This is a genomic window from Amycolatopsis sp. WAC 04169 (assembly GCF_003947535.1).
Classification (GTDB): Bacteria; Actinomycetota; Actinomycetes; order Mycobacteriales; family Pseudonocardiaceae; genus Amycolatopsis; species Amycolatopsis keratiniphila.
On sequence record NZ_QHJI01000003.1, the window covers coordinates 125,188 to 150,022 of the forward strand.

A 24,835-nucleotide genomic window follows, 5' to 3' on the forward strand; every position below is an offset into this window, starting at 1 on the left:
TCGATCTTCTGTATCGATTTTGATTCGGGCTTTCCCCTGAGCTACTGTGGCCACTGTCACGACCCAGCGACGTCAGCGTTGCCGTCCCGCGGACCACCACGACCAGTGATCCGGAGCCGGACAATGAGCACCGCCCCGAACGTCCACCCCATCATCGCCGAAGTCACCGAGCGCATCGCCGCCCGCAGTGCCGAAACCCGGGCCGCGTATCTCGAGCGCGTCGCCGCCGCCCACGAAGAAGGGCCGGTGCGGCGCGGCCTCGACTGCAGCAACCTCGCCCACGGCTTCGCCGCGATGGAGGGTGCCGACAAGGCGGCACTGCGCGCCGCGCGGGCACCGGGCGTCGCGATCGTCTCGTCCTACAACGACATGCTTTCGGCGCACCAGCCGATGCAGGAGTACCCCGCGATGCTGAAGGGCTCGGTCCGCCAGGCGGGCGGCGTCGCCCAGTTCGCCGGCGGCGTGCCCGCGATGTGCGACGGCGTCACCCAGGGCCGCCCGGGCATGGAGCTGTCGCTGTTCAGCCGCGAGGTGATCGCGATGTCGACCGCGATCGCGCTGTCCCACGACATGTTCGACGCGGCGCTGCTGCTCGGCGTCTGCGACAAGATCGTGCCCGGCCTGCTGATCGGGGCACTGTCGTTCGGGCACCTCCCGGCGATCCTCGTGCCCGCCGGGCCGATGAACTCCGGCCTGCCGAACAAGGAGAAGGCGCGCGTGCGCCAGCTCTACGCCGAGGGCAAGGCGACCCGCGAAGACCTGCTGGACGCCGAAGCGGCTTCGTACCACTCGGCGGGAACGTGCACCTTCTACGGCACCGCCAACTCGAACCAGATGGTCGTCGAGGTGATGGGCCTGCACCTGCCGGGCGCCAGCTTCGTGCAGCCGAACTCGCCGCTGCGGCGGGTGCTCACCGAAGAGGCCGGACGTCGCGTCGTGAAGCTCTCGCGCGGCGAGGAGTACACCCCGGTCTCGCGCGTGATCGACGAGAAGGCCGTCGTCAACGGTGTCATCGCGCTGCTCGCCACGGGCGGCTCGACCAACCACACGATGCACCTCGTCGCGATCGCCGCGGCCGCGGGTATCCAGCTGACCTGGGACGACTTCTCCGATCTGTCTTCGGTGATCCCGCTGCTGGCCCGCGTGTACCCGAACGGCAGCGCGGACATCAACCACTTCCACGCCGCCGGCGGCATCCAATTCCTGGTCGGCACGCTGCTCGACGCCGGTCTGCTGCACGAGGACGTCCAGACCGTCGCCGGTCCGGGCCTGCACCGCTACCGGCAGGAGCCGATCCTCTCCGAGGGCGAGCTGGTCTGGCGTGACGTCCCCACGCGCAGCCTCGACGAGGACGTCCTGCGCCCCGTGTGGCGGCCGTTCGCCGCCGACGGCGGGCTGCGGATGGTCGCGGGCAACCTCGGCCGCGCGGTGATCAAGGTGTCGGCGGTGGCGCCGGAACACCGGATCGTGCAGGCCCCGGCGCGGGTGTTCACCGACCAGAAGTCCTTCAAGGACGCTTTCGAGGCCGGCGAACTGGACCGCGACGTCGTCGTGGTCATCCGCCAGCAGGGTCCCCAGGCCAACGGCATGCCGGAACTGCACGGGCTCACCCCGGCGCTGGGAGTGCTGATGGACCGCGGGCACCAGGTGGCGTTGCTCACCGACGGCCGGATGTCGGGCGCGTCCGGCAAGATCCCCGCGGCGATCCAGGTGACCCCGGAAGCCGCTGCGGGAGGCCCGATCGCGCGGATCGCCGACGGTGACGTCGTCCGCCTCGACGCCAAGGCCGGGACGCTCGACGTCCTCGTGGGTGACGAAGAACTCGCCCGCCGTGAACTGGTGGACTCCCCGCCTTCGGAGGCATCCTGGACCGGCACCGGCCGGGAGCTGTTCGCGGCGCTGCGCCGCGCGGTCGGCCCCGCCGATCAGGGCGCGAGCGTGTTCGGACCGCTCACGCCGGAACACTTCGGCGCTCCGGCGCACACGTTGACCCCTGTGGAGGTAACCCAGTGACCACCGGCGCCGACCTGCTCGGCCTGTCCCCCGTGATGCCCGTCGTCGTGCTCGACGACGCCGCCGACGCCGTGCCCACCGCACGGGCCCTGCTCGCGGGCGGGATCGGCGTGATCGAGCTGACCCTGCGCACCCCGGCGGCACTCGCCTCCATCGAGCGGATCGCCGCGGAGGTCCCGGAGATCGTCATCGGCGCCGGGACCGTCACGGCGCCCGAGCACGCCAAGCAGGCGGCTGACGCCGGCGCGAAGTTCCTGGTGACCCCGGGCTGCACGGACGCCGTGCTGGACGCCGCGTTCGACACCGGCCTCCCGTTCCTCCCGGGTGCGAGCACGGTTTCGGAGGCGATGCGGCTGGCCGAACGCGGGCTGACCGCGCTGAAGTTCTTCCCCGCCGAGGCCAGCGGCGGCGTGGCGTACCTGAAGTCGATCGGCGGGCCGCTGCCCGGGCTGAAGTTCTGCCCGACCGGCGGGATCACCGTGAAGACCGCGCCGGACTATCTCGCACTGTCCAATGTGGGCTGCATCGGCGGTTCGTGGCTGACGCCGAAGGATGCCTTGGCCGCCAAGGACTTCGGGAAGATCGAAGCCTTCGCGGCGGAGGCTTCGAAGCTCTGATCCGTGTTGTGAAGGCCACCTTCGCGGAGGTGGCCTTCACTGCTTTCAGAGCGGGAGCTGGTACTGGATGAAGCCCCGGTTGACCGCGACCCGGTCGTACAGGCGGCGCGCGGTCGCGTTGGATTCCTTGGTGTGCCAGTAGACCCTGCCGCATTCGCGGGTGTGGGCCCAGTCCGCGACGGCCTCGATCAGCGCCCGCGCGACCCCCTTGCCGCGGGCTTCCGGCGCGGTGAACAGATCTTGCAGGTAGCAGACATCGGTGAGGGCGGAAGTGCTGGGGTGCACCAGGAAGTGCACGATCCCGGCGAGCTCGCCGCCCACGTGGGCACCGAGCGCGTGCATCCGCTCCCCCGTCCGGAATTCACGCCAGGCTCGGTCGTAGACCTCTTGCGGCGCAACACGTTCGTAGAAGGCGATGTACGCGCGGAACAGTCGTTCCCAGGCTTCGCGGTCTTCGGGCTTCAAGGGCTCGATGGTGATCATGTCCGTCCTCCCGGTGATCACCCGAGCCTAGGGTTTCTCCGCCGTCCCGCGTGTGGCCACTCACGCGGTAAAGCGGGCTGCCACTCCGGTCAGCTGACGGCTTGCTCCACCAAAGCGGCGACGCGCTTCTTCACCGCGGGGGTGGCTCCGGTCAGCGCGAAGGCCGTCGCCCACATCGCGCCGTCGTCGAGCTGGGCGGCCTCGTTGAAGCCGAGCGTCGCGTACCGCGTCTTGAACTTGGCCGCCGCCTGGAAGAAGCAGACGATCTTGCCGTCCAGCGCGTAGGCGGGCTGGCCGTACCAGAGCTTCGGCGCGAGCATCGGCGCGTTGGTCTTCACGACGTCGTGGACCAGCTCGGCCAGCACACGGTCCTCATCGGGCATCTCGGCGATCTTCGCGACCACGTCCTGCTCGGCCGCCGCGGCCTTGTCGGCGGCCGAGCCGCGGCGCGCGGCCTTCTTCATGTCCTGGGCGTGTTCCTTCATCGCGGCCTTCTCTTCGGCCGTGAATCCTTCGTACGTGGTGCTCATCGTGGTTTCTCCAAGGTAGGCGGCGAGCGGGGGCATCCGGAAGTGGCACATCAGGACTTGGCGGCGAGCGCCGAGGTCTCCCAGGCGAAGCCGTCCGGATCGGTGAACGGGGCGGCGCCACAGATCGCGAGGCGGTGCGAGCCGGTGCCCTCGGGAGCCACGCCGGCGTCCTTCGCCAGCGACTTGCGCTTGTACAACGCCAGCTTCACGGGGCTGCTACCGGCGTCGAACTCGACGTACACGCGGCCGAAGCTCTTCCCGACGGTGAGCCCGTGCTCGACGTAGAACTTCTTGCTCGCGGCCACATCGGCGACGCCCAGCAGGAGGACGATGTCGTCGATCTCGCGGGAGGCCGGCGCGGTGTTCTTCTTCGCCGAGGTGGCGATCTTCCAGATCGCGCCGTCCGGAGCCTGGACGGTTCCGCCGTAGCCCCACATCGACTTCGCGGCGGGCTTGATCACGGTCGCCCCGGTGGCGACGGCGGCCTCGATGAGCGCGTCGGCGTTGGCGGGCTGGGAAACCGTGAGGGAAAGGGTGTAGCCGCGGAAGCCGGTGGACGGCTCCTGCGACGCCCGGAAGCGCAGTTCCGAGCCGAGCCCGAAGGCGGTGGTGTAGAAGCGTTCGGCGGCCTCGGTGTCGGCCACTTCGAGGGTGATGGCGTCGATGAAGTTCATGCCGGTAACGCTATTTCGGGTGGGCTTCCGGTGCTTCTCGATTCCTGATCGGTCGTATCGGTGCTGTTCAGCGGCCTGCCGGAGGGCGATCCGGGTCGTTCGGGGCACTCGGCCCAGGCTGCCGTGGCGGCAGGGCGGTGCGCCCAGGCGGCACTTTCGCGTGACTGAGCGGACGGCGCGTGTGATCAGGCGGACGACACACGTGACTGGACGGACGACACGCGCGTAGCCCCGAGGCGTCCGCCTGGACACGCGTGTCGTCCGTCTGCTCACGTGTGTCGTCCCTCTGGTCACGCGAAACTGCCCGGGAACGCGAAACGCCGGCCGCGCGGGCAAGGAAGCCTGCACGGCCGGCGAGCGGCTCAGGTGAGGAAGCTCAGTCGAGGGTGGCGTCGTCCAGCAGTGCCGACTCGGTGCCGAACTCGCGGAGTTCGTCGCGGATCACGGTGTAGGCCAGCCCTTGGGGATAGCCCTTGCGGGCGAGGAAGCCCAGCAGGCGGCGGATCGCCGTCTGCTCGTCGACGTTGCCCAAGGAGCGCATGCGCTTCCGTACCAGCTCTCGGGCGCGCTGCTCCTCTGCCTCTCGATCCACCTCTTCGGCGGCCTGGACGGCGATATCCCCATCGATTCCTTTGCGTTTGAGTTCGGCTACGAGGGCGGTCCGTGCCAGGCCCATGTTGGCATGACGGGAACGCACCCACATCTCGGCGAACTCGGCGTCGTTGATGAGCCCTGCCTTGTCCAGCTTACCGAGCAGGGTCTCGATCGTCTCCTCGTCGAAGCCCTTGCGCTTGAGGGCCTGACGCAGTTCCTCCGTGGAACGCGGGCGCGCGGCCAGGAGATCGAAGCAGATCTCCTTGGCCTTCTTCCTCCGCTCGTCCGGCGGCAGCTCCGCCGGATCCACTTTGGGCGCACGCATTCAGCTCTCACTCCAGTCGAAACGGTCGATCGGTGACTTCACCCCTGGCGGGGCGGTGAGGAACTCAGAAGTCGACCGGCGCGGGGGCGGCTTCGCCGCCGACGGCGGCACCGATGCCGAGCTTCTCCTTGATGCGCTTCTCGATCTCGTTGGCGATGTCCGGGTTGTCCAGCAGGAACTTGCGGGCGTTCTCCTTGCCCTGGCCCAGCTGGTCGCCCTCGTAGGTGTACCAGGCGCCGGACTTGCGCAGGATGCCCTGGTCGACACCCATGTCGATCAACGAACCCTCGCGGGAGACACCCTTGCCGTAGAGGATGTCGAACTCGGCCTGCTTGAAGGGCGGCGCGACCTTGTTCTTCACGACCTTGACGCGGGTGCGGTTGCCGACGGGCTCGCCGCCGTCCTTCAGCGTCTCGATCCGGCGGACGTCCAGGCGGACCGACGCGTAGAACTTCAGCGCCTTACCACCGGTCGTGGTCTCCGGGGAGCCGAACATGACGCCGATCTTCTCGCGCAGCTGGTTGATGAAGATCGCGGTGGTGCCGGAGTTGTTCATCGCACCGGTCATCTTCCGCAGCGCCTGGCTCATCAGGCGGGCCTGCAGACCGACGTGGTTGTCACCCATCTCGCCCTCGATCTCGGCGCGCGGCACGAGCGCGGCGACCGAGTCGATGACCAGGATGTCGAGCGCGCCGGAACGGATCAGCATGTCCGCGATCTCGAGCGCCTGCTCACCGGTGTCCGGCTGGGAGACCAGCAGCGCGTCGGTGTCGACGCCGAGCTTCTTGGCGTACTCCGGGTCCAGCGCGTGCTCCGCGTCGATGAACGCGGCGATGCCGCCGTTCTTCTGCGCGTTGGCGACCGCGTGCAGGGCGACGGTGGTCTTACCGGAGGACTCCGGACCGTAGACCTCGATGACCCGGCCGCGGGGCAGGCCGCCGATCCCGAGCGCGACGTCGAGCGCGATGGCGCCGGTGGGGATGACCTCGATCGGCGCGCGGCCCTCTTCGCCGAGGCGCATGACCGAGCCCTTGCCGTACTGCTTGTCGATCTGGGCGAGGGCCAGTTCGAGCGCCTTGTCCTTGTCGGGTGCTGCTGGTGCCATGGAGTCCACCTCGTTGGTTGAGCCGGGTAGGGCTTGATTCAGTTCTGAGCTGTCGGGTCCGACGCTACGGGCGACCACCGACAATTCCAGGCCTCGCGCCCAAGCTGTGGATCGCTGACCCCGTTGTGGACAACACCATAGACGAACGTGTGTTCGAGGCCGTCGCCGACACGCCGTTGCGCTCGGGTTCTTGCCCGTTCTTCGAGGTCAGCGCCGCTCGGGCGGGATCTCGAAGGCGTCGCAGACCGCTCGCCAGACGTCCTTGGCCGAGGTTCCCGCGTCGAGGGCCTGTTCGACGGTCCGGCCCCCGAGTTCGCCGAAGACGTGATCCCTGGAGAGGGTTTCCGCACGTCCGGGACCGAATTCGTCGGCCATCAGCCGCCGGAAGACCGTGATACGCATCGGGCGGAGTCTAGCCCGGGCGCCCGACGGGAAACGCGTGAAGGGGCTACTCGCCCGGCTGGACGCTCTTCTCGAAGTAGTCGGCCAGCTCACCCGGCGTCGGGGTCTGTCCTTCGGCCGGGACCTGGTAGATGAAGCCGACCAGCGGCCGGTCGGTCACGGTGAACACCAGCACGGCGGCGTTCCGCCCGGCGGCCGAGGAGTACTGGCCTTCCAGCGCGTTGCCGCCCCATTTGGCCTCGGTGCGGTCCCCGCCCGCCGACTTGAGCAGTCCGTCGGTGTAGGCCTTGAGCTTCTCCGCCGAGTCGCTCTGCAGATAGGTCACCTGGGTGCCGGCACGGCCCGGCGCGGAGCAGGTCGACGTCACGCCGAGGTCTTCCGCCGGTTTCGCCGGCCCGTTGCCCATGCCGGGTTTGCAGTCCCCGGTGTCGGCGATCTTCCCCGCGAGCTGGCGAAGGCAGCCGGTGAGGCCCTTGTCGTCGGCCGCGCCGGGCACCTTGCACTCGTCGGCCGTGTAGGTCGTCGACGAAGAGGACGTCAGGAAGAACGTGAGCCCGGCGGCGAGCAGCACGACGACGGCCACGATGGCGCCGATGACGAGCGGCTTCTTCTTGCTCGCGGGCGCCTTCTCGGCGGTGGTCTGCCCGGCGAGGGAGTACGTCGGGAAATTCGTCGGCGCGGGTTGTTGCGCCGGCTGCGGGCCGCTGTTCGGATAACCCGACTGGGGGAAACCGCCGGACTGGCCGGGGCCCCCGCCCGAATAGCCGGGGATCGACGCGACCTGCTGCGGCGGCGCGTACGGACCCGTCGCTCCGGGGCCGACCTGATGCGCCCCGGTGCCCGCCGCGACCTGCCCTTCGACGCCCTGCGTACGCGAGCTGATGCCGTCGGAGGCGACGTGCTGGGCGCCGAGCGCGACCGCGGTCTCGGGCTGGTCGAGGCTGCCGGGGACGACGCCGAGCTTCTCCGCGATCAGGCTGCCGACCAGCGGGAGACGGCTCGAACCGCCGACGAGGTAGATACCGGCGAGCCGGTCCGGGGTCATCCCGGCCGAGCGGACCACCCGCGACATCAGCTCGACACTGCGCAGCATCGACGGCCGCACCAGCGCTTCGAGTTCGCCTCGCGTGACGAGGACGTCCTCGAACGGCTCCGGCATCGGGACCTCGGTCTGCGGGTGCCGCGAAAGGGCTTCCTTCGCCGCCTTCACGTCTTCCTGCAGCGCGCGCCGCGTACGACGGTCCGGAGTGGACTCGGGCCGCAGGACCCGCTGCCAGCGCTGAGGGTCCCGGTGCGAGACCTCGCGGCCGACGTGCACCAGCAGCGCCTGGTCGACGTCGAGACCACCGAGGTCGGGAAGGCCGTCTTCGGCGACGACGGTGAAGCCGCCGTTCGGGGTGGCGCCGACGATCGCGACGTCGAAGGTGCCTGCACCGAGGTCGTACACGGCGAGCGCCTGGCCCGGCGCGAGCGTCTTGCCGGGGAACGACGCGAAGTGCGCGGCCGCGGCGACCGGCTCGGGGACGAGCACGATGTTGCCGCCCATCCCGGCGAGCCGGGCGGCGGACAGCAGCACGTTGCGGCGGGTCTGCCCCCACTGCGCGGGGTGGGTGAGCCGGACCTCGTCGGGCAGTTCGCCGCCGAGCTGGCGGGTGGTCTCGTCGAGGACGCGGCGCAGGATCGCGGCCAGCACCTCGGTGACCGGGATGACGTCCGTGCCCAGCAGGAGCGTCTGCTCGTCGATACGGCGTTTGGGGTTGGGCTCGAAGCGGGTCGGGTCGAGCCGGGCCCGGCGTTCGGCGTCGCGGCCGACCATGATCGTGCCGTCCTCGGTGGCGAACACCGCGGACGGCATGTTGGCCGAACCGTCGACCTCGACCACCCGCGGCGGCCTCCCGTGCGCCGATAGGACGGCCACGGTGTTGGACGTCCCGAGGTCCACCGACAGGATCCGCACAGCTCATACCCCTTCACAGACGAACGGCGGCCGCCCCAGTACTGATCCGGCCGCGCTGGCCGTGATGCTCCCATGAGCGAGGTCACCGCACGTGCGGAACCCGCCGATCTCGTCCCGACCGGGTGCCTCGTCACAGCCCTCGGAGCGAAACTGTCGGTGGTCCGGCGCAGTATGGAGGGCGTGGCAGACGTACTCGACCTCTTCTCCCCCGCGACCAGGGACTGGTTCACCGGGGCCTTCGCCGCGCCCACCCGCGCGCAGGAAGGGGCGTGGCGTGCCGCGCACGCCGGGGAACACGCGCTGGTCGTGGCCCCGACGGGCTCGGGCAAGACGCTGTCGGCCTTCCTCTGGGCGCTGGACAGGCTGTCGGTCGAGCCGCCGCCCTCCGAGCCGCGGAAACGCTGCCGCGTCCTCTACGTCTCGCCGCTGAAGGCGCTGGCGGTCGACGTCCAGCGCAACCTGCGGGCGCCGCTGGCGGGTATCTCGCAGGCCTCGCGGCGGCTGGGGCTGCCGGTGCCGGACATCGGCGTCGGCATGCGCACGGGCGACACCACGGCCGCCGAGCGGCGCTCGTTCGGCAAGACCCCGCCGGACGTACTGGTCACCACGCCGGAGTCGCTGTTCCTCATCCTCACCTCCTCCGCCCGCGATTCGCTGCGCGGCGTGGAGACGGTGATCATCGACGAGGTGCACGCGGTCGCGGGCGGCAAACGCGGCGCGCATCTGGCCTTGTCCCTGGAGCGGCTCGACGCCCTTCTGGAGAAGCCCGCCCAGCGGATCGGGCTGTCGGCGACGGTCCGGCCGATCGACGAGGTCGCCTCGTTCCTGGCGGGCGGCAGGCCGGTCACCATCGTCCAGCCGAAGCTCGCGAAGACGATCGAGGTCCGTGTCGAGGTCCCGGTCGAGGACATGTCCAATCTCGACGGTCCTCAGGGGCCGAAGCAGAACGAAGACCTCGACGCGGGCCTCGCGCGCCTGCCCGGCTCGCTGGAGGACATCGACGGCGCACCGCGGCGGCCGTCGATCTGGCCCGCGGTGGAGGAGCGGGTCCTCGAACTGATCCAGGCGCACCGGTCGACGATCGTGTTCGCCAACTCGCGGCGGCTCACCGAGCGGATGACGGCCCGGCTCAACGAACTCGTGGCGGAACAGAGCGAGCTGGAGCCGGATCAGCGGTATCCGGCCGAGGCGATCGGCCAGTCCGGGCTCACCACCGGCGCGGCGCCGGTGATCGCGCGGGCCCACCACGGCTCGATGTCGCGCGAGCAGCGCACGCATGTGGAAGAGGAGCTCAAGTCCGGCCGGCTGGCGTGCGTCGTGGCGACGTCCTCTTTGGAACTGGGCATCGACATGGGCGCGGTCGATCTCGTCGTGCAGATCGAGGCACCGCCGACGGTCGCCTCGGGGCTGCAGCGGGTCGGCCGGGCCGGGCACCAGGTCGGCGCGGTGTCGAGCGGGGTGATGTTCCCGAAGTTCCGGGGCGACCTCGTCTCCTGCGCGGTGGTGGCGGAGCGGATGGCGTCCGGCGCGATCGAGGCGGTGCGGTATCCGCGGAATCCGCTGGACGTGCTCGCGCAGCAGGTCGTGGCGATGGTGGCGCTCGAATCGTGGACGGTCGACGAACTGGCCGCCCTGGCCCGTCGCGCGGCTCCGTTCGCGTCCCTGCCGGACGACGCGTTGCTCGCCGTGCTCGACATGCTCGCCGGCCGGTACCCCAGCGAGGAGTTCGGTGAGCTGCGCGCCCGGATCACCTGGGACAGGGTCACCGGCGAGCTGCACGGCCGCCCGGGTTCGCAGCGGCTGGCGGTGACCTCGGGCGGCACGATCCCCGACCGCGGCCTGTTCACCGTGATGACGCCGGGCGGCGACGACAAACCCGGGTCGCGCGTGGGCGAGCTCGACGAGGAGATGGTCTACGAGTCCCGCGTCGGGGACACGATCCTGCTCGGCACCTCCTCCTGGCGGGTCACCGACATCACCCACGACCGGGTGATCGTGGTCCCCGCGCCGGGTGAGCCCGCCCGGATGCCGTTCTGGAAGGGCGACGCCCCCGGCCGCCCGCTGGAACTGGGGCGGGCGCTGGGCGCGTTCGTCCGTGAACTGTCCACTTCGGAGCCGTCGGCGGCCAGGCAACGCGCCGCCGTCGCCGGGCTGGACGAGTACGCGTGCGACAACCTGCTGGCGTACCTGGAAGAGCAGAAGTCGGCCACCCGCCATGTGCCGAACGACAAAACCGTGCTCCTGGAACGGTTCCGCGACGAGCTGGGCGACTGGCGCGTCATCCTGCACTCGCCGTTCGGCGCGCAGGTCAACGCACCGTGGGCGCTCGCGATCGCGGCCCGGCTGCGGGAGAACCGCGGGGTCGACGCCCAGGTGGCGCATTCCGACGACGGCATCGTGCTGCGGCTGCCCGAGGCGCTGGACATGGACGGCGCCGAGGTCACCATCGGGGTCGAAGACGTGCTGCTCGATCCGGAAGAGGTCGAGCAGCTGATCGTCGCCGAGGTCGGCGGTTCGGCGCTGTTCGCCGCACGGTTCCGGGAATGCGCGGCGCGGTCGCTGCTGCTCCCCCGCCGGGATCCGCGCCGCCGCACCCCGCTGTGGCAGCAGCGGCAGCGCGCGTCCCAGCTGCTTTCGGTCGCGGCCAAGTACGAGCGGTTCCCCGTGGTGCTGGAAGCGATGCGGGAAGTCCTGCAGGACGTGTACGACGTCGGCGGGCTGCGCGAACTGATGACCGACGTCCGGTCGCGGAAGGTCAAGCTGGTCGAGGTCGAGACGCCGTCGGCGTCCCCGTTCGCGCGCAGCCTGCTCTTCGGCTACGTCGGGATGTTCCTGTACGAAACGGACGCCCCGCTCGCGGAACGGCGCGCGGCGGCGCTGGCGCTGGATTCGACGCTGCTGGCCGAACTGCTCGGCACCGAGGCGATCCGGGAACTGCTGGACGCCGAGGTCGTCGCCGAGGTCGAGCGCTCCCTGCAGCGGCTCGACCCGGACAGGCACGCCCGCAACGCCGAGGACGCCGCGGATCTGTTGCGGTTCCTCGGTGATCTCTCGATCGAGGAGGCCGCCGCGCGCGGTATCCAGCGGGAATGGCTGGAGGAGCTGGAAGCCGCGCGACGGGTGATCCGGGTACGCATCGGTGGCGGAGAGCGGTTCATCGCCATCGAGGACGCGGGCCGGGTGCGGGACGCGCTGGGCACCGCGCTGCCGGTCGGGGTGCCGGAGGCGTTCACCGAACCGGTCGAGAATCCGGTCGGAGACCTGCTTTCCCGCTATTCGCGAAGCCGTGGCCCGTTCAGCGCCCGTCAGGCCGCCGAGCGGTTCGGCCTCGGGACGGCCGTGGTCACCGGCGTACTGGACAGGCTGACCGCGCAGGGCAGGCTGGTCCGGGGCGAGCTGAGCCCGGTCGGGCATCCGGAGACCCACGGCGTCGGCATCGAGTTCTGCGACGCGTCGGTGCTGCGCAGGCTCCGGCGCGCGTCGCTGGCCCGGCTACGGGCCGAAGTCGAGCCGGTCGAGCCGGCGGCGCTGGGCCGCTTCCTGCCGTCGTGGCACGGTATCGGCGCACGGGTGCGGTCGGCGCCGACGGCGGACGACGTGCTGTCCGTGGTCGAGCAACTGGCCGGCGCCCCGCTCCCGGCGAGCGCGGTCGAGTCCCTGATCCTGCCGAGCAGGTTGCCCGGCTACACCCCTTCATTGCTGGACGAGCTCACCACGGCGGGCGAAGTCACCTGGTGCGGCTGCGGTTCCCTGTCCGGTGGGGACGGCTGGCTGGCGCTCGCGCCCACCGACGTCGCCGATCTGCTGTTGCCGGATCTCGACGACGATCTGCCGTCCGGTCCGCTCCACGAAGCCATTCTGTCCACTTTGGAGGGTGGCGCGCAGTTCTTCCGCCAGCTCGTGGACCGGGCGTCGCCGTTGGTCGAAACCCCGCCCAACGACGGCGAAGTCGTGGCGGCGCTGTGGGATCTCGTGTGGGCCGGGTTGGTCACCGGGGACACGCTGGGCCCGCTGCGGGCCCAGGTCTCCGGTTCCGGCGCGGCGCACAAGCCACGGCGGCAGGCTCCTCGCGGGCGGTACGCGCGGCTTCGGGCAGGGCGTCCGGCGATGCCTTCGCGCACCGGGCCGCCGACGGTCGCGGGACGCTGGGCCCTGACCCCCGTTCGCGAACCGGATCCGACCAGGCGCGCGCACGCGCGGACCGAGGCCTTCCTGGAGCGGCACGGCGTCCTCACCCGAGGAGCTCTCGACACCGAGCGTGTGACGGGCGGTTTTTCCGGAATCTACAAGGTTTTGCGCGGTATGGAGGATTCGGGCCAGGTCGTCCGGGGGTACGTGGTCGAGGGGCTCGGCGCGGCGCAGTTCGCGGCGAAGGGCGCCGTCGACAGGCTGCGCGCGCAATCCGGGAATCAGCGCACGACCACCGAAGGCGCCGTCGTACTCGCCGCCGCGGATCCGGCCCAGCCCTACGGTGCCGCGTTGCCGTGGCCCGCCGCGACGGGCGACACGAAGCACCGTCCGGCAAGGAAAGCGGGCGCGCTGGCGGTGCTCGTGGACGGTGTCCCGGCGATGTACGTCGAACGCGGCGGCCGGTCGCTGCTGAGCTTCACCGAGGATCAGGAGACGTTGCGGTCGGCCGCGCGGGCGCTGTCCACGGCGGTGCGGGAAGGCTGGCTCGGGCAGCTCGCGGTGCAGAAGGCCGACGGCGAGGTGGCGCTCACCTCGGAGCTTTCGACCGTCCTTCAGGAGGCGGGATTCCGGGCGACTCCCAAGGGTCTGCGCCTGCGGGCCTAGAATCACCGCTCAGGCCTGCGGAAAAGGACGTTCGAACATGGTGATGCGCGACCTGCGCTATTTCGGGGATCCCGTGCTCAAGACCGTATGCGACCCGGTCACGACCTTCGACAAGAAGATCGAGTCGCTGGTGACCGATCTGATGGACGGGGTGAAACCGGCCGGGCGCGCCGGGCTCGCGGCGCCACAGATCGGGGTCGGGCTGCGGGTGTTCAGCTACGACGTCGGCGGGCTGAGCGGGTACGTGATCAACCCGGAGATCGTCGAGCTGTCCGAGGAGACGCACGAGATCGGCGAGGGCTGCTTGTCGGTGCCGGAACTGTGGTTCCCGGTCGTGCGCGCGAAGCACGCCGTGGTGCGCGGTGTCGACCTGCGCAACGAGCCCGTCGAGGTCGAGGGTGTCGACGTGCTCGCCCAGTGCCTGCAGCACGAGACCGATCACCTCGACGGCAAGCTGTACCTGGAGCGGCTCACTCCCGAGCGCAAGAAGCGCGCGCTGGGCGAGGCGCGGGGCAAAGACTGGTTCTGGAACCGCAAGTAGTCCTCCGCATCCAGAGGACTAAATGCGCGGGTCGGGGAGCGTGAAGCGCAGGGTGCCCGGGTCGCCGGGGGCGCGTTCGGGGCGGAGCCCCACGCGGACGGCGGTGCGGTACAGGGAATCGTCGCCGGGCAGGCAGACGGCGGTGAGTTCGCGCTCCCCCTTGGACGTGGCGAGCGTGGCGAGCCGGGCCAGCAAAGCCGTGCCGATGCCTTGGCGCTGCCAGGAATCCTCGACCAGGAGCGAGACTTCGGCCGCGCCGCCGTCGGCCGGCGGGATCAGCTGACCGAGGCCGATCACGTCGCGGCCGCAGACCGCGAGCAGGCTGATCCCGCGCGGCGGCATCAGGAGCCGGTGCAGCCAGCGACGCGGTACGGCACGCATTCCGGTGTGGTAGCGGTGGAAGAGCGTCGTCATCGAGCATCTCTGGTGCAGCGCGGACACCGCTTCCGCGTCGCCGGGGACGCCCTTGCGCAGGACGATCGCGGCGCCGTCGGCCCGGTCGAGCACGATCGGGCCGGTCACGTTGTCGCGGACGGTGGCGACCAGGCGGGTCAGCGCGACGGCACGGCTCAATTCCAGCTCGACGAACGGCGACCACCGGCGGCGGGCGACGAACGCGGCGCCGTCCCCCGCGGGGAACACCGCGCGGTGCCCGCCTTCCGTGCGGGCCGGGTTCGACTCGATCGACGGGACCTTCGTGACGACGTCGGCCGCCAGGATGCCGCGCAGCACCTCCGCGAGGCCACCGGGTTCCTCGACGGCTCGTTTGGCCGCGGTGAGCGTCGCGGTGGCAGGATCGACCAGTTCCGCCAGATCCGCGTCGACGACCGCGGAGCATTCGCATCCTTCGTCGCGGATCGCGTCGATGAGCAGCTGCCGCGGCAGGCCGGTGGCCGGACGCAGGACGATCTCGTCGAGCACGCCGCCGGGCACCGGCAGCACCGACAGCCCGAGGATGTTGCACTCGAGGTCGGCCAGCCGGATCGCGATCCTGGCCAGCGTGCCGGGCCGGTCGTCCACGCGGATCCGGACACGCCAGGCCGACGCGGCCGCCGTCTCTTCGCCGGGATGGACCAGGGTGGGCCGGGCTCGATAGGTCTCCATGACCTCAACGGTCCCGGTCGGTTGTTGCCTGCCCACGGCGCGGGTGTTTCGCTCAGGTCAGCGTTCGACGCCGCCGCGCAACCGGGGCGAAACACTCAGCGGGGCGTGAGCACGCTGAACTCGTTGCCCTCCGGATCCACCAGGGACACGGCGCCTTGTCTCGCCGTACCGCGCCCGAGCGCGCCCAGCCCCAGCAGGCGCCGGACTTCGGCCGCCCGGCTCCCGCCCGGCACCGGCGCTATCTCGAAGCGCAGCCGGTTCCGCTCCACCTTGTCCGCTTTCGTGGCGAGAAACTCGACCCAGGGGCCGCGACCGTCCGGCGGCCGCAGGCCCACGATCGTCTCTTCCCGGACGCCGATCTCCCAGCCCAGCGCGGCCGCCCAGAACCGCGCGAGCCGCTCCGGGTCGAGGGCGTCGACGACGACCGCCGCGATCGCGCCGGTGCCCTCGTACTGCTCTCGAGGCTCCAGGACGCAGAACTCGTTGCCCTCGGGGTCCGCGAGCACCACCCACGGCACCCGCTTCTCCTCCGGCGGCCCCTGGCCGATGTCGATATGCCGTGCGCCGAGGGACAGCGCACGGTCCACCAGCTCGGCCTGGTGCCCGGGCGAACGGCTCGCCAGATCCAGATGCAGCCGGTTCTTGCGCCCTTTGGGCCGCGTTTCGGACCGGAACGCCGGCTCGAACGGCGCGTCCCAGCTGAACAGCCCTTCCCAGAAACCCGCCAGATCTCTGGGAAGGGCCGAGTCGAAGACCAGGTTCACCAGTTGTGCCACCACACCGGTGAACCTAGACGGCACCACCGACACTTTCCTTGTCGTAGGTGAACCCGCGATCAACGGCAGCCGGGGGTTCACGTGTTCGGTCGCTCTACGAACACATCTTCAGCTCCGTCGACCGACTCTGACCGGTTTGGCTTCCCCACCGACCGGTCATCGGGTCGCGAGCCGCAGAAGGGCCCAGAGTTGTCCCGCCATGTCCTGGTCTCCGCTGACCGTCACCGCCGTCGGACCCGCCCGGCCCCAGAGCCAGCGGTAGATCTTGTCCGGTTTCCCGGTGATCAGATCGTCCGCGCGCTGGGCTTCCTCGGCCGAGCACCGCCAGGCGACCGTCTCCGCGGGCCCGGCTCTGGCGATCCAGGTGTGGCCCGCGGTGCGGACACCGACCGATCCGGTCTTGGTGCCGGACAGCCCGAGCAACGGCAGCCGCTGCCCGAACCACAGCACCAGGGCCTCGTCGATCCCGTCGACCGCCACGTCTTCGGGGATCTCCGAGACCTCACGGCCGGCCGCGCTTTCCGCGTCGATCCGGTGGATCGTCGTCTCGTGCGCCATCCGGCGCCGCCAGAACCCGTAACTGCGGTCCGCGGGCCACCAGGTCGGCGCCAGTTCGTCCGGATCGTGCGCGGACAGCTCGGCGACGAGCTCGTCCCGGCCCTCGCGGAAGAACTCCTCCAGGCTCTGCCCCGGCCCCGGTTTGCGCTGCCAGTGCTCGGGACGCCGCCCGTCGGTGATCCAGCGGCGGGTGACCCGGTACACGCTGCCCACGTGCCGGAGGACCTCGCCGAGTGTCCAGCCGGGGCAGGTCGGGACCGGCGCGTCGGCGGACGCGGTGTGCGCCACCTGAGCCATCAGCTCGGTTTCGGCGCCGATCACCTCCAGGAACCTGCCCTGGTCGATCATGGCCTGCCCGGCCATCGGGCACCCCCTCTCCCCGGCCGCTCAGGCCACATACGCCGAATCACCCATCGGCAGCCCGTGCACCACCCGTCGCACCAGTTCCAGGAACACCGTGGCGGCCCGCGTCAGCTCGTCCGCCAGTTCGACGGTGACCTTGCCGGTGATCCCCGCCTGCGCGGCGGCCCGCGTCGCCGAGTTGGCCGCGAAGAACGCCGCCCACTCCTTCAGCTCGGGCGCGACGGAGTCGAGCAGCACCCAGCCGCTCGCCGGCCGGGCACGGCCCCGGTGCGGGCGGCCGCGGGCCTCCAGCACCGCCGCGGCGCCCCGCAGCGCGGCGAGATAGGCCCCGATGAACCGCTCCGCGGGATCGCTTTCCCGCTCTGCTTCGGCGAGCCCCCGCCTCGCCTGTGCGTACAAGGAGACCGCCGCGGGTGGTGCCGGCGGGCGCAACGACATGGGCAGGGCGGGCTGCGCGGTGCCCCCCGGCCTCTCGGCTTCGTCGGGGGACACGACCGAAACGGACATGACGACCCTCCTCCTGTACGTGAGCGCCGGCCGGTGCCCGGCGCCGAGGCGCTTCCCCCGCCCCCGCGCCGGGCACCTACCGGTGCGCGCTCACCGAACGTCGAACGTCTGTTCGAACAAGTCCAATGTAACCCTGAAGTGCTCATTTCTTCAACCCCGTAGCGGGGTGATCGCCGCATGTGGTGCGGGACACGGCCCCGGCCACGTGATCTCATAGGCGTATGAGCACCATCGACCATCCCTCGGTGGCCAAGGTCGCGGCCGCGCTCGCCGAGGCGGGCCAGCAGGCCGCCGCGGACGGGATCCGGATCCTCCCCGCCGAAGTCCGCACGGCCGCCCAGGCCGCCGAAGCGCTCGGTGTGGAGGTCGGCGCGATCGCGAACAGCCTCGTCTTCCGAAGCCGCACCGGCGACGCCGAAACCGCCCTGCTCGCCCTGACCTCCGGCGCGCACCGCGCCGACACGGCCCTCCTCGCTTCGCTGACCGGCGCCGGCGAGATCGGCAAGGCGGACGCGGATTTCGTCCGCGCGCACACCGGGCAGCCGATCGGCGGCGTCGCCCCGGTCGGTCACCCGAAGGCGTTGACCACCCTCGTCGACACCGCGTTACGCGCCCACGAAGTCGTCTGGGCGGCCGCCGGGCATCCGAAGTCGGTGTACCCCACGACGTTCGACGGCCTCGTCGCGCTGACCGGGGGCACTCCCGCGGACGTCGCGGGCGACGGGCAGGATGGGCGCCCGTGACCGCGATGTCCTCGGAATGCACCCGCTACGTCCAGCTGTCCGCGGACGAGTTCCGTGCCCGGCTCCCCGAGGCGCTGACGATCTACGTCAACGCCATGCGCTATCCCGAAGGCACGGCCGAGCAACGTGCGCCGATGTGGCTCACGCACGCGCTGCGCGAAGGCTGGCGCTGCATGGCCGCGCTCGACGCGGACGGCGTCCTGCTCGGGCTCGCCTACGGCTACAAGGGCCGCGGCGGCCAGTGGTGGCACGAGCAGGTCCGCCACGGCCTGACCCGTCGTGAGGGCCAGGCCGCCGCCGAGCACTGGATGTCCGACTACTTCGAGCTCACCGAGATCCACGTCAGCCCCGAAAGCCAGGGGAAGCGGATCGGCGAGGACCTCCTGCGACGGCTGCTCGACGGCGTGCCCAGCGCGCATGTCCTCCTTTCCACGCCGGAAGGCACCAGCCGGGCCTGGAACCTGTACCGGCGCGTCGGATTCGTCGATGTGCTGCGGGACTACCACTTCGCCGGGGATCCGCGGCCCTTCGCGATCCTCGGCCGGACGCTGCCGCTCTAGGGTTTGGTGTAGGCGACGGCGAGCGCGGCGATGAGCACCACCGCGCCGCACCAGCCCACGGCGCCGAGCCGTTCCCCGAGTACGGCCATGGACAGCAGCGCGGCGGTCAGCGGTTCGAGCAGGGCGGACAACGCGGCCAGGACGGGATGCGCGCTTTCGAGGCCGCGGAAGTACGCGGCGTACGCCAGCGCCGTGGGCACGACGCCGAAGTAGACGACGAGCGCGAGCACATCGGCCTGAAGCGGCACGGCCATCCCGAACCACAAGGCGGCGGGGGTGAGCGCGGCACCGCCGATCAGGCAGCCGAAAGCCGTGGTGGGCAAGGGATCCAGCCCCTCGACGCGGGTCGCGGTCACGAGCGTCAGCGCGGCGAACCCGGCCGCGGCGAGCAGGGCGAACAGCACGCCGGCGACGTCGACCTCCTGCCCCGGTGTCCATTGCAGCAGCGCGAGCCCGGCGAGCGACCCGGCCAGGGACACCGCCGTCCACGCTCCGGGAAGGCGGCGGGTTTTGACGACCGTCGCGACGGCGAGCAGCACCGGCGCGCTGCCGATGGTGGTCATCGTCGCGACGCTCACGGAACTCAGCGAGACCGAGGCGAAGTAGCTGGTCTGGAAGAGGGCGAACAACCCGCCGACCGCCAGGAGGCGGCGACGGGCCTGTGGCGTGCGGGGAAGGCCGCGAAGGCCTCCGGTGAGCCAGAGATAGCCGGTGGCGATCACGCCGCCGATGAGCAGCCGGTACGCGGCGACGCTCAGCGGATGGAGCCCCGCGCGGGAGGCGAGCAGGGATCCGGCGAGGCCGCCGGTCCCCCAGAGGACGCCGGCGAGGACGAGCGCGGCCGACGATCGGGCGCGCGTGGGTACGGCAACGGACATGGGGAAACGCTCCTGCGTCTGTGTCTGTCGGAAAGGACGTCGACGACGCGGGGTGCTTCAGTGCAGCACGGATCGGCCGGGCGGCTGGAACGCCGCGCGGCCGGACACACCCCGCTCAGGAAGCGGGTGGTGGGGTGACGAGAAAGATCCGGTGCACGGGAGGGAACGTATCAAGGCCGCGGTAGCGGGGCACGTGAATTACGGCACGCGGAGGGCGAGATGTCATGAAAGGGTCGTTCCTGACATTTTTCGTCAGGAACGACCCTTTCATGACATTTGGGGAAGAGCGGCGGCTCAGTCCAGCGCGGCCAGCATCTCCCGCAGCGTGTCCAGCCCCATCCCGCCGAGCGCCAGCGCCCGCGTGTGGAACTGCTTGATGTCGAACGCGTCGCCCTGCCGCGCGCGGGCCTCTTCGCGGGCGGTGAGCCAGAGCCGTTCGCCGAGCTTGTACGACGGCGCCTGCCCCGGCCAGCCCAGGTAGCGGTCGATCTCGTCGTGCACGTGGGCCGGGTCGGTGACGGTCCGGGTGAGCATGAACTCCAGGCCCAGCTCGGGCGTCCACCGCTCGCCCTCGTGGAAACCGGTGCCCGCCGGGATCTCCAGTTCCAGGTGCATGCCGATGTCGACGATCACCCGCGCGGCGCGGAACAGCTGCTCGGACAGCATGCCGAACAGTTCGCCGTCGTCGGCGAGGAACCCGAGGTCCTCCATGAGCCGCTCGGAGTACAGCGCCCAGCCCTCGGCGTGCCCGGAGGTGAACGCCAGCAGCCGCTGGTACTTGTTCAGCGACTCCGACTGGTCGACCGCGGTCGCGATCTGCAGATGGTGACCCGGCGCGCCCTCGTGGTAGACGGTGCTGACCTCGCGCCAGGTGGTGAACTCGTCCCGGCCCTGCGGCAGCGACCACCACATGCGGCCGGGGCGGGAGAAGTCCTCGCTCGGGCCGGTGTAGTACGCGCCGACGGTGCCGCCGGGCGGGGCGATCTTGCACTCCAGCGCCATCACCCGGTCGGAGATGTCGAAGTGCTTGCCGCGCAACGACTTCAGCGCGTTGTCGGACAGGTTCTGCATCCAGGCCTGGAATTCCGCCCGGCCGCGGACGAGGTACTTGGGATCGGCGTCGAGGGCGGCGGCCGCCTCGGCGAGGGTGGCGCCGGGCTTGATCCGGCCGGCGACCTCGCGCATCTCCGTTTCGAGGCGGGTGAACTCGGCCCAGCCCCAGGCGTAGGCCTCGTCCAGGTCGAGGGTGGCGCCGGTGAACACCCGGGACCACAGCTGGTAGACCTCGGCGCCGACGGCGTCCTTGACCGGCGCCAGCGGGGCGAGTTCGGCGCGGAGGAACCCGGCGAACTCCGCGTACGCCTCCTGAGCGGCGTGAGCGGCCTGGCCGAGTTCGGCGCGGAGCTTCTCGTCGACGTCCTTCGCGTCGGCGACGAGGGTCTCGAAGAATCCGGTCTCGTCCTTCAGCCCGGCCCAGGTTTCGGCCTGTTCGGCGACCTTGCCGACCTGTCGCAACGCCGACACCCGGCCCGCGTCGGCGGCCGCGAGCAGCGAGGTACGGAGACCGTCGAGCGCTTCGGGCACCCTCGCCATCCGGGCGGCGATCGTCGCCCAGTCGTCCGCGGTCTCGGTGGGCATGTAGTCGAAGACCATGCGCAGTTCCTGCACGGGGCTTTCGATCACGTTCAGCGCCGCGAGGTCGAGGCCGGCTTCGTGGATCTCGAGGTTCAGCGCGATCCGCTCGCTGAACACCGCTTTGGCCGCGCGCTCGCCGTCGTCGACCGGTTCGGCCGCGGTGATCTCGGCCAGCGCGCGCGTGGCGATCGCGGCCCTGGCCGCGTGCCCGGCGGGCGAATAGTCGGTCAGCTGGTCGTCGTATCCGGAGATACCGAAAGTCGTCGCGGCGACCGGGTCGGCCGCGGCGTACTCGTCGACGTACCGGTCACAGATCTCGTGCACATTTCGCGCGGTTGAAGCCATGCCCGGCACGCTACCGGGATCGCACGCGACTTCGGTACGGAGTTACGCCCGGGCGGGGACCAGCCCGAGCCTGCCGACCACCTCACGCGTGGCCTTGGACCGGTTGAACGTGTAGAAGTGCAGGTCGGGGACGCCTTCGGCGATGAGCCGCTCACACAGTTCGGTCACCGCGTCGATCCCTTCGGCGCGGAAGGCCTTCGGGTCGCCCGCCAGCGGTTCGAGCCGGTCCAGCAGCCGACGCGGGGCGGGCGCGCCGGACAGCTTGATGGACGTGTGCAGCGTCCGCGGCGTGGTCAGCGGCATGATGCCGGGGATGACCAGGGCCTCGCAGCCGGTGGCCGCCACCCGGTCACGCAGGCGGAGGAAGTCCTCCGGCTCGAAGAACAGCTGCGCGATCGCGAAATCCGCGCCCGCGCGGAGCTTGCGCACCAGGTACTCGGTGTCGGCTTCGAGATTCGCCGAACGCGGGTGGCCGTACGGGAACGCCGAGACGCCGACGCAGAAGTCGCCGAGCGAACGCACCAGCTCGACGAGTTCCTCGGCGTAGTTCAGCCCGTCCGGATGCGGGACCCAGTCGCCGTAGACGTCGCCCGGCGGGTCGCCCCGCAGCGCGAGGATGTTCCGCACGCCGACGGCGGCGTACCAGCCGATGACGTTGCGCAGTTCCGCCACCGAGTGGTCGACGGCGGTGAGATGCGCCATCGGCACCAGCGTGGTTTCGGTGGCGACGCGGGCGATGCTGCGGATCGTGCCGTCCCGGCTGGAGCCACCGGCGCCGTAGGTGATCGACATGTACGCCGGGTCCAGCGGCTCGAGTTCCCGGATCGACTTCCACAGCACGGCCTCGTCGGCCGTGTCCCGGGGCGGGAAGAACTCGATGGAGAACACGGGTCCATCACCCTGCAACCGCTCGACCACCGACGTCATACGGCCATGTTAGGGGGGATTGTCCGCTGGTTGGGAGCCCCCTCTCAGGCTATGGACGTGCGATCTGAGCCACGTACGAGCGGTTGCCGAGCGGTGCCCGGCTGGGGAGACTCGGTGGTGAGCACAGGGAGCCGCCATGAGCGCCGAAACCGACACCAGCTGGGATGAAGACGTCCGCGTGGCGGTCTACCGCGCGTTCGCCGAGCACGGGAGGCCGCCGACGGCCCCGGAATTGGCCGACGCCGCCCACGGCTCGCTCGCGGTGGCGAAACAGGCCTTGCATCGGCTCGCGGAGCGGCGGCATCTCGTGCTCGACGAGTGCGAGCACGTCGTGCTGGCGCATCCGTTCGCGGCGATCCCGCTCGGGTTCTCGGTGATGGGCGAGCGCACGTTGTGGTGGGGCGGCTGCGCGTGGGACGCGTTCGCGATCCCGCATCTGGTCAAGGCCGAGCCCGAGGTGCTGGTGTCCACCCGCTGCCGCGGCTGCGGCGAGCCCCAGGCGCTGATGGTGAACGACCGGACCCCGCCGAAGGGTGATCTGGTCGCGCACTTCCTGGTCCCGGTGGCGCGGATGTGGGACGACGTCGTGCACACCTGCGCCAACCAGCGCCTGTTCTGCGGTGAGTCCTGTGTGGACGAATGGCTGACGGAAACGGGACAGGACAAGGGTTACGTCATGGATCTGGCGACGCTGTGGCGGCTCGCGGCGGGCTGGTACGACGGCAGGCTCGACCACGGCTACACCCGCCGGGACCCGGCCGCCGCGGCCGCGTATTTCGCACAGGCCGGGCTGAGCGGCCCGTTCTGGCACTAGACCAGGAACCGCAGCACGGCCGTGACGACGACCCCGCAGAGGATCGCGGCGAGCACCGGTACGCGCAGCACGTAGGTCACCGCGATCGCGGCCAGGCCGGCGCAGAGCGTCCAGTCGAGCCCGGACCAGGCCGGGCCGGTGACGTCCGTGAGCACGAGCCCGGCCAGCAGCGCGGGCGCCAGCAGCGCGATCACGGCCGCGACCCGCGGCGGCAGCGTCCGATCGCCGAGCAGGACCGGTCCCGCCGCCTTGAACCCGATGCTGACCAGCGCCACCAGGACGATCGCGAGCCAGAGCGTCATCGCCGCACCCCCAGCCCGAGCAGTGCGGCGGCCGAAGCGCCGATCAGCGCGAGCCCGACCGGGACGAACAGCACCAGGATCCCGGCGAGGCAGGCGGCGAGCGCCGCGGTCAGCACCGCCTGGCGCGAACGGCGCAGTTCGTCGATGAGCAGGACCAGGAAGAAGCCGGGGAACACGACGTCGAGCCCGAACCGTGAGACGACGTCCGGTGGCGGCGCGGCCAGGACCCCGAGCACCGTCCCCAGCACCCACGCGGGCAACTGGACGATCGTGCAGCCGATGAGTTTCTCGCGGTCGAAGCGCCCTTCGCCGAGGTGGGCGGCGACCCACGAACCGTCGACGACGGCCTGGCCTTCCCACGCGCGGCGCAGGCGGCCGCCGCGCAGGTCGGCGGCGACGGCGGCGCCCATCGGCAGGAACCGGGCGTTGATCAGGGCGGCCGCGCGCAGCGCGTCGGCCAGGTTGCCGCCGCCCGCGAGCGCGGTGGCCATCGCGAACTGGGCCGAGCCGGAGAACACCACGATCGAAGCGACGATCGGGGCGGCGATCCCCCAGCCGAGGGTCTGGCTGTACGCGCCGAAGGTGACTCCGAGGACGAAGGTCGCCACACCCAGCCCGAGCCCGACACGGGCGCCGGCCAGATAGTTGTGCCGGAGCGTTGTCATGGTTCGACCCTAACAAGCTAAACTAGTTTTGACCATTAGGAGAAGTCATGGACACCCACTGGGACGGGTACGACAGCATCGGCGGGAGCGTGCCGTTGGACCTGGTCAACACCGTTTCCTGGCGGCGCGATCCGGCCCGGCGGGAAGACCGGCTTTCCGCTCCGGAACGGCTGTCCGAGTGGGTCGTCCTGGTGGGCGCGGGCACCGAACGGCTGGAGATCTCCGAGGCCGTCCTGGAGGCGGTGAAGGACTTCCGCGAAACGCTGTACCGCGTGCTGGTGTCGGATCCGCCGGACGTCACGGCGTTGCGCAAGCCGCTGCTGGCGGCGTACCGGCACGCCGGGCTCACGCCGTCCCTGCCGTTGCGGTGGACGGTGCCGCTGGTGGACGGCACCGCGTTGCCGCATTTCCTCGCGCTGGCGGCCGAAGAGCTGCTCCGGTCCGGGGAGCTGGAGCGGATCCGGGAGTGCGAGGGCCCCGGCTGCGGCTGGATCTTCACCGACCACACGCGCAACCGGTCGCGGCGCTGGTGCAGTTCGTCGGACTGCGGGAACCGGGCGCGGGCGAAGCGACACTACGACAAGACCCGCAGTTAGTCCTCTGAATGCGGTCCTTGCGCGTGC

The 24,835-nt window shown here is 70.8% G+C and carries 24 protein-coding genes; 8 read left to right on the top strand and 16 right to left on the bottom strand.

The annotated features are described in order from the left end of the window. Positions 1-123 precede the first annotated feature (123 nt). Both edd and eda read left to right on the top strand, forming a co-directional pair. The gene (edd, locus tag DMC61_RS08760) at positions 124-2,013 is read left to right on the top strand and encodes a phosphogluconate dehydratase (protein WP_125688314.1); all 1,890 of its coding nucleotides are present in this window, start codon (positions 124-126) and stop codon (positions 2,011-2,013) included. After that, positions 2,010-2,630 (top strand): bifunctional 4-hydroxy-2-oxoglutarate aldolase/2-dehydro-3-deoxy-phosphogluconate aldolase, encoded by a 621-nt coding sequence (gene eda / locus DMC61_RS08765; RefSeq protein ID WP_016332712.1) that lies wholly within the window; start codon positions 2,010-2,012, stop codon positions 2,628-2,630. The genes edd and eda overlap by 4 nt, the downstream gene beginning before the upstream one ends. A gap of 45 nt (positions 2,631-2,675) precedes the next feature. Here eda and DMC61_RS08770 read toward each other — a convergent pair whose 3' ends face one another. From DMC61_RS08770 to DMC61_RS08800, 7 genes are all read right to left on the bottom strand, one after another. Then, positions 2,676-3,113, bottom strand: coding sequence for a GNAT family N-acetyltransferase (locus DMC61_RS08770; RefSeq protein WP_125688316.1), 438 nt, complete (start codon positions 3,111-3,113; stop codon positions 2,676-2,678). 89 nt (positions 3,114-3,202) lie between these two features. Next, positions 3,203-3,643 carry an iron chaperone gene (locus tag DMC61_RS08775; protein ID WP_125688318.1) on the bottom strand — a complete coding sequence of 147 codons (441 nt, stop codon included), beginning with the start codon at positions 3,641-3,643 and terminating at the stop codon, positions 3,203-3,205. Positions 3,644-3,693: 50 nt separating this feature from the next. Next, positions 3,694-4,317, bottom strand: a complete 624-nt coding sequence (locus tag DMC61_RS08780; RefSeq protein ID WP_125688320.1) for a glyoxalase — start codon at positions 4,315-4,317, stop codon at positions 3,694-3,696. 376 nt (positions 4,318-4,693) lie between these two features. Continuing rightward, positions 4,694-5,221, bottom strand: a complete 528-nt coding sequence (locus DMC61_RS08785) for a regulatory protein RecX (protein WP_125688458.1) — start codon at positions 5,219-5,221, stop codon at positions 4,694-4,696. Between the two features lie 79 nt (positions 5,222-5,300). Then, positions 5,301-6,341, bottom strand: coding sequence for a recombinase RecA (gene recA / locus DMC61_RS08790; RefSeq protein ID WP_125688322.1), 1,041 nt, complete (start codon positions 6,339-6,341; stop codon positions 5,301-5,303). Between the two features lie 207 nt (positions 6,342-6,548). After that, a complete protein-coding gene (locus tag DMC61_RS08795; RefSeq protein WP_016332706.1) occupies positions 6,549-6,743 on the bottom strand; it encodes a DUF3046 domain-containing protein in 195 nt (64 codons plus the stop codon). 46 nt (positions 6,744-6,789) lie between these two features. Continuing rightward, positions 6,790-8,700: an Hsp70 family protein gene (locus DMC61_RS08800; RefSeq protein ID WP_125688324.1), complete on the bottom strand. Its 1,911-nt coding sequence runs from the start codon at positions 8,698-8,700 to the stop codon at positions 6,790-6,792. 171 nt (positions 8,701-8,871) lie between these two features. Here DMC61_RS08800 and DMC61_RS08805 point away from each other — a divergent pair, with 171 nt between their 5' ends. Together DMC61_RS08805 and def are read left to right on the top strand one after the other, a co-directional pair. Beyond that, on the top strand, positions 8,872-13,494 hold the full coding sequence (locus DMC61_RS08805) for an ATP-dependent helicase (RefSeq protein WP_199749943.1): 4,623 nt from the start codon (positions 8,872-8,874) through the stop codon (positions 13,492-13,494). A 37-nt stretch (positions 13,495-13,531) separates the two neighbouring features. Then, entirely contained in the window at positions 13,532-14,035 is a 504-nt protein-coding gene (gene def / locus DMC61_RS08810; RefSeq protein WP_016332703.1) for a peptide deformylase, read from the top strand. An 18-nt stretch (positions 14,036-14,053) separates the two neighbouring features. On the opposite strand, the gene DMC61_RS08815 is transcribed toward def, so the two are convergent. From DMC61_RS08815 to DMC61_RS08830, 4 genes are all read right to left on the bottom strand, one after another. Next, the gene (locus DMC61_RS08815) at positions 14,054-15,139 is read right to left on the bottom strand and encodes a GNAT family N-acetyltransferase (protein WP_125688326.1); all 1,086 of its coding nucleotides are present in this window, start codon (positions 15,137-15,139) and stop codon (positions 14,054-14,056) included. A gap of 95 nt (positions 15,140-15,234) precedes the next feature. After that, the gene (locus DMC61_RS08820) at positions 15,235-15,918 is read right to left on the bottom strand and encodes a VOC family protein (RefSeq protein ID WP_125688460.1); all 684 of its coding nucleotides are present in this window, start codon (positions 15,916-15,918) and stop codon (positions 15,235-15,237) included. Positions 15,919-16,071: 153 nt separating this feature from the next. Beyond that, positions 16,072-16,836, bottom strand: a complete 765-nt coding sequence (locus DMC61_RS08825) for a maleylpyruvate isomerase family mycothiol-dependent enzyme (RefSeq protein ID WP_125688328.1) — start codon at positions 16,834-16,836, stop codon at positions 16,072-16,074. Between the two features lie 24 nt (positions 16,837-16,860). Then, entirely contained in the window at positions 16,861-17,343 is a 483-nt protein-coding gene (locus tag DMC61_RS08830) for an SAV_6107 family HEPN domain-containing protein (protein ID WP_016332699.1), read from the bottom strand. Positions 17,344-17,564: 221 nt separating this feature from the next. Between DMC61_RS08830 and DMC61_RS08835 the strand changes: the two genes are divergently transcribed. Next, positions 17,565-18,086 carry a YbaK/EbsC family protein gene (locus DMC61_RS08835; protein WP_125688330.1) on the top strand — a complete coding sequence of 174 codons (522 nt, stop codon included), beginning with the start codon at positions 17,565-17,567 and terminating at the stop codon, positions 18,084-18,086. After that, the gene (locus DMC61_RS08840; RefSeq protein ID WP_016332697.1) at positions 18,083-18,646 is read left to right on the top strand and encodes an N-acetyltransferase; all 564 of its coding nucleotides are present in this window, start codon (positions 18,083-18,085) and stop codon (positions 18,644-18,646) included. Before DMC61_RS08835 ends, DMC61_RS08840 begins: the two co-directional genes overlap by 4 nt. Here DMC61_RS08840 and DMC61_RS08845 read toward each other — a convergent pair. The 3 genes from DMC61_RS08845 to DMC61_RS08855 form a co-directional block, all read right to left on the bottom strand. After that, a complete protein-coding gene (locus DMC61_RS08845) occupies positions 18,643-19,524 on the bottom strand; it encodes a DMT family transporter (RefSeq protein ID WP_125688332.1) in 882 nt (293 codons plus the stop codon). The genes DMC61_RS08840 and DMC61_RS08845 overlap by 4 nt on opposite strands. Before the next feature lie 294 nt (positions 19,525-19,818). Continuing rightward, complete coding sequence (locus DMC61_RS08850) at positions 19,819-21,504, bottom strand: DUF885 domain-containing protein (RefSeq protein WP_199749941.1); 1,686 nt, start codon at positions 21,502-21,504, stop codon at positions 19,819-19,821. Positions 21,505-21,546: 42 nt separating this feature from the next. Beyond that, on the bottom strand, positions 21,547-22,431 hold the full coding sequence (locus tag DMC61_RS08855; protein WP_125688336.1) for a methylenetetrahydrofolate reductase: 885 nt from the start codon (positions 22,429-22,431) through the stop codon (positions 21,547-21,549). 136 nt (positions 22,432-22,567) lie between these two features. Between DMC61_RS08855 and merB the strand changes: the two genes are divergently transcribed. After that, on the top strand, positions 22,568-23,245 hold the full coding sequence (merB, locus tag DMC61_RS08860; protein ID WP_125688338.1) for an organomercurial lyase: 678 nt from the start codon (positions 22,568-22,570) through the stop codon (positions 23,243-23,245). On the opposite strand, the gene DMC61_RS08865 is transcribed toward merB, so the two are convergent. Both DMC61_RS08865 and DMC61_RS08870 read right to left on the bottom strand, forming a co-directional pair. After that, positions 23,242-23,547, bottom strand: coding sequence for an AzlD domain-containing protein (locus DMC61_RS08865; RefSeq protein WP_125688340.1), 306 nt, complete (start codon positions 23,545-23,547; stop codon positions 23,242-23,244). The two genes, merB and DMC61_RS08865, sit on opposite strands and share 4 nt — an antisense overlap. Then, positions 23,544-24,212, bottom strand: coding sequence for an AzlC family ABC transporter permease (locus DMC61_RS08870; protein ID WP_125688342.1), 669 nt, complete (start codon positions 24,210-24,212; stop codon positions 23,544-23,546). The genes DMC61_RS08865 and DMC61_RS08870 overlap by 4 nt, the downstream gene beginning before the upstream one ends. A gap of 47 nt (positions 24,213-24,259) precedes the next feature. Here DMC61_RS08870 and DMC61_RS08875 point away from each other — a divergent pair, with 47 nt between their 5' ends. Continuing rightward, positions 24,260-24,808 carry a CGNR zinc finger domain-containing protein gene (locus DMC61_RS08875; RefSeq protein ID WP_125688344.1) on the top strand — a complete coding sequence of 183 codons (549 nt, stop codon included), beginning with the start codon at positions 24,260-24,262 and terminating at the stop codon, positions 24,806-24,808. The last annotated feature ends 27 nt before the right edge of the window (positions 24,809-24,835 follow it).

Excerpts from the sequence above, each read along its gene's own strand:
- DMC61_RS08835 (WP_125688330.1), top strand. The coding sequence starts at position 17,565 with ATGAGCACCATCGACCATCCCTCGGTGGCCAAGGTCGCGGCCGCGCTC.
- DMC61_RS08775 (WP_125688318.1), bottom strand. The coding sequence starts at position 3,643 with ATGAGCACCACGTACGAAGGATTCACGGCCGAAGAGAAGGCCGCGATG.
- DMC61_RS08870 (WP_125688342.1), bottom strand. The coding sequence starts at position 24,212 with ATGACAACGCTCCGGCACAACTATCTGGCCGGCGCCCGTGTCGGGCTC.
- DMC61_RS08825 (WP_125688328.1), bottom strand. The coding sequence starts at position 16,836 with ATGGCCGGGCAGGCCATGATCGACCAGGGCAGGTTCCTGGAGGTGATC.
- DMC61_RS08855 (WP_125688336.1), bottom strand. The coding sequence starts at position 22,431 with ATGACGTCGGTGGTCGAGCGGTTGCAGGGTGATGGACCCGTGTTCTCC.
- DMC61_RS08770 (WP_125688316.1), bottom strand. The coding sequence starts at position 3,113 with ATGATCACCATCGAGCCCTTGAAGCCCGAAGACCGCGAAGCCTGGGAA.
- DMC61_RS08830 (WP_016332699.1), bottom strand. The coding sequence starts at position 17,343 with ATGTCCGTTTCGGTCGTGTCCCCCGACGAAGCCGAGAGGCCGGGGGGC.
- DMC61_RS08875 (WP_125688344.1), top strand. The coding sequence starts at position 24,260 with ATGGACACCCACTGGGACGGGTACGACAGCATCGGCGGGAGCGTGCCG.
- DMC61_RS08815 (WP_125688326.1), bottom strand. The coding sequence starts at position 15,139 with ATGGAGACCTATCGAGCCCGGCCCACCCTGGTCCATCCCGGCGAAGAG.
- edd (WP_125688314.1), top strand. The coding sequence starts at position 124 with ATGAGCACCGCCCCGAACGTCCACCCCATCATCGCCGAAGTCACCGAG.
- DMC61_RS08805 (WP_199749943.1), top strand. The coding sequence starts at position 8,872 with ATGGAGGGCGTGGCAGACGTACTCGACCTCTTCTCCCCCGCGACCAGG.
- DMC61_RS08850 (WP_199749941.1), bottom strand. The coding sequence starts at position 21,504 with ATGGCTTCAACCGCGCGAAATGTGCACGAGATCTGTGACCGGTACGTC.
- DMC61_RS08865 (WP_125688340.1), bottom strand. The coding sequence starts at position 23,547 with ATGACGCTCTGGCTCGCGATCGTCCTGGTGGCGCTGGTCAGCATCGGG.
- def (WP_016332703.1), top strand. The coding sequence starts at position 13,532 with ATGGTGATGCGCGACCTGCGCTATTTCGGGGATCCCGTGCTCAAGACC.
- recA (WP_125688322.1), bottom strand. The coding sequence starts at position 6,341 with ATGGCACCAGCAGCACCCGACAAGGACAAGGCGCTCGAACTGGCCCTC.
- merB (WP_125688338.1), top strand. The coding sequence starts at position 22,568 with ATGAGCGCCGAAACCGACACCAGCTGGGATGAAGACGTCCGCGTGGCG.
- DMC61_RS08795 (WP_016332706.1), bottom strand. The coding sequence starts at position 6,743 with ATGCGTATCACGGTCTTCCGGCGGCTGATGGCCGACGAATTCGGTCCC.
- DMC61_RS08780 (WP_125688320.1), bottom strand. The coding sequence starts at position 4,317 with ATGAACTTCATCGACGCCATCACCCTCGAAGTGGCCGACACCGAGGCC.
- DMC61_RS08845 (WP_125688332.1), bottom strand. The coding sequence starts at position 19,524 with ATGTCCGTTGCCGTACCCACGCGCGCCCGATCGTCGGCCGCGCTCGTC.